Origin of the sequence: Acetobacter pomorum, from assembly GCF_002738225.1 — a bacterium.
Taxonomy (GTDB): Bacteria; Pseudomonadota; Alphaproteobacteria; order Acetobacterales; family Acetobacteraceae; genus Acetobacter; species Acetobacter pomorum.
Genome location: NZ_PEBQ01000129.1, coordinates 1 through 2,427, shown reverse-complemented (window position 1 = coordinate 2,427; position 2,427 = coordinate 1). Strand labels below are relative to the sequence as shown.

Sequence of the window (2,427 nt, the reverse complement as noted above, 5' to 3'; positions counted from 1 at the left end):
GACGTATAGGAAGTCCTGAACAACCAGAAAATGATCCAAAATTACTCCATCTGTGAGATTTCCGCGTCGAAGGGTTGCAGGGGCTGGCAGCGCCACTCTCCATCGCTGGTGCTGACTATATGGTGCACTACATGCGTGGTTGGAACGGTAGGACAGTCGGGCATCTCTGAGAGGACAATTAAATGTCTTGAGTTTTGAGAGTTTGGCATATACATTATGGGATATACGCATAGGAGACCCTTATGCCGGGAGATCGTGTGCTGATCCGCCGTGACGGTGACAAACTCGTTCTGGAGCCTGTGAAGACGCCTTCCACGCTGAAGGAGCTTCTCATGGCATGGTGTGAAGAGCCGCAGCTGCCTTCCGAAGACGATTTTCCAGATATTCAGGATGTTGCCGCCAGACCAGAAGATATCCTGTGAGCATCTACCTTCTTGATACAAACATCAGCCACCCATACCAACTTCCTGATAGGTTGCATTGACCGTGGGCGGGAGGCCAGCCGGGACATTGACGGTTTGCGCCAATGCAGGATAAATAAGAAAGGAACAGCCAAGCGCTGGCAGGACCTTCCATCTGTGAAGAGTGGATCGTCTCTTTTTCACGAGCATCTCCCTTGATTGCGATGCAGTGATTTTCCCAGACCATCATGCGACGGAATTGAAAAAAAAAGCGGGCAGGGCAGGTGTGTCCATTATGGTCACACTTTCATGGAAGCCGACCAAGCACGAAACCGATGACGACCAGCAACATGGCCCAAAAGATGATGAGGCCAGTGGAACGCCATTGATATCGGTCACCGATCAGTTTTGCCCGCCGCCCGATCTCGGGTTCCAGAGACTGAAAAACCCTGCTGACCACGTCCAGAATGCGCAGTTCAACCATTCGTTCGTTGATCTGGCTCAGTGCCTTCGCGGCATCAACGCCATCCTGCAACGTCAGTTCGATGGAACGACGCTCCGCCTTAAGTAGTACAAGAGCCTTATTCAGGCTCCGGGGCATCGCATCGAGCGTCCGGTTTTGTGCTTCCAGAACAGCAAGAATTGCCAGAAAGAAACGCCCGTTGGGTGTCTCCGGTCTGACAGTGAAGTGCTGAAGCGCGTGCTTCAGCTCCTCAATAGCCTGTGCCGGAGTTGGCGCGTTCTCGGTCTGCTTGTCACTTGGCAGGCTCATGGTCACTCGAAGTCTCTCGGAACGGGTAGACCTTTGGGCATGTCGGGAAGAAGACTGGGATCAATTTGCGCCAGAAACTCCGGGAAAGAGCGATAGAACCAGACTTCGGCCCGCAGCCATGATTTCTGTTCCTTGAGATTGCCAGTAGCGGGTTTCTTTGCATTGGGATGGAAGTGCGAGATGGAGTGGGAGACATTCAGGTGGTCCGTGTTCCAGACTTCCACATCGCCGCCCTGGCACATGACGGTTTCTGTCAGGGCGTTGAGAAAAACGGTTTTGCCAGTGCGTTGCCGACCAACTGCGGTCAGGAGCACAGGGGGTTGGTGCGGGCCGACTTGGCAGGTTGGGTCTGGGCTGGACCGTTTTGGTTGCAGTCATTGAAGCATCCTTTTCTGCTGTGGCACCGCGCAATCATGAGGGTGCCGTTCAGAAGGATTTCGTCGTGTCATCATGCGACCAGATAGGATTTCTGGAAAAAATGAAAAATCCTGCTCAGTCAGAATATTGTTCTTCTTCTCTCTCGCGAGGCGACTTGAATTCCAGTTCTTCCTCAGGAACATCCTCACCCGCGAGCAGACGATCATAAATGGCCCGTCTTTGTTTGATGATCTCCCGCAGCCCTGGGAGTTTTGCTTCCCCTTCCTTTGCAAGCATTGGAGCACCCTGACTGTCGTTCAGCCTGATCTGTTCTTTGGCCATCGTGAGATCGAACTTGGCCTGACCGAGAGTGAAACGGGCTTTGTCTATTTTTTGCTCCATCGTCATGGAAGTTCCTGCAGGCATCGTCTCGGTTTTGACCGTTAGAGGGGAGCTTTGCGGCCTTCCCTGAGCAGGTTGGGAGACAGGTTGCGGTATTTCAACGAATTCCGGTTTCCAGTCAGCAGGCAGTCGGCTGGGCATGATGGGCCTACCGTTATTTTCATTATTCTTTGGCTTTTCCATGTCTGCGGTAGCAAGGGCTTGAGCCCGTTTGGCTTTGGCTCGACAAACGAGGAGCCATGTTTTTCGCACACGTTGTATCGACTTGGTATCAGTCTTGATTGGCACGCCATCCTCAATGGCGAGTTCTATGTAAGGCAACCACATTTCACCTGGTAGCCGCATTTCCAACAGTTCTGCGTGGTTTTCAAACAGCCACTGATAGAGTTTTCCTGTCGTGCGTTTGCGCGGTTGCGTTTTGAGCCGTTCTTTCAGTTTTGCGAACTTCATGGGTCTCTCTCTTGGCCTCAGTGTCCTCTGAGGGTGCGCTTCCAA

The 2,427-nt window shown here is 52.5% G+C and carries 4 protein-coding genes and 1 pseudogene; 1 reads left to right on the top strand and 4 read right to left on the bottom strand.

The window, feature by feature from the left end; all coding sequences use genetic code 11:
- Window positions 1-242: 242 nt before the first annotated feature.
- Window positions 243-422, top strand: a pseudogene (locus tag CSR02_RS09075) (AbrB/MazE/SpoVT family DNA-binding domain-containing protein); the annotation flags it as partial.
- 24 nt (window positions 423-446) lie between these two features.
- Here CSR02_RS09075 and CSR02_RS16620 read toward each other — a convergent pair.
- The 4 genes from CSR02_RS16620 to CSR02_RS17025 all read right to left on the bottom strand — a co-directional run bounded on the left by CSR02_RS16620 (window position 447) and on the right by CSR02_RS17025 (window position 2,382).
- Window positions 447-605 (bottom strand): hypothetical protein, encoded by a 159-nt coding sequence (locus tag CSR02_RS16620; RefSeq protein ID WP_167384124.1) that lies wholly within the window; start codon window positions 603-605, stop codon window positions 447-449.
- A 103-nt stretch (window positions 606-708) separates the two neighbouring features.
- Entirely contained in the window at window positions 709-1,173 is a 465-nt protein-coding gene (locus tag CSR02_RS09070; RefSeq protein ID WP_099541414.1) for a hypothetical protein, read from the bottom strand.
- Between the two features lie 2 nt (window positions 1,174-1,175).
- Window positions 1,176-1,487, bottom strand: coding sequence for a hypothetical protein (locus CSR02_RS09065; protein ID WP_244176908.1), 312 nt, complete (start codon window positions 1,485-1,487; stop codon window positions 1,176-1,178).
- 178 nt (window positions 1,488-1,665) lie between these two features.
- On the bottom strand, window positions 1,666-2,382 hold the full coding sequence (locus CSR02_RS17025) for a hypothetical protein (RefSeq protein WP_244176906.1): 717 nt from the start codon (window positions 2,380-2,382) through the stop codon (window positions 1,666-1,668).
- Between the last annotated feature and the right edge of the window lie 45 nt (window positions 2,383-2,427).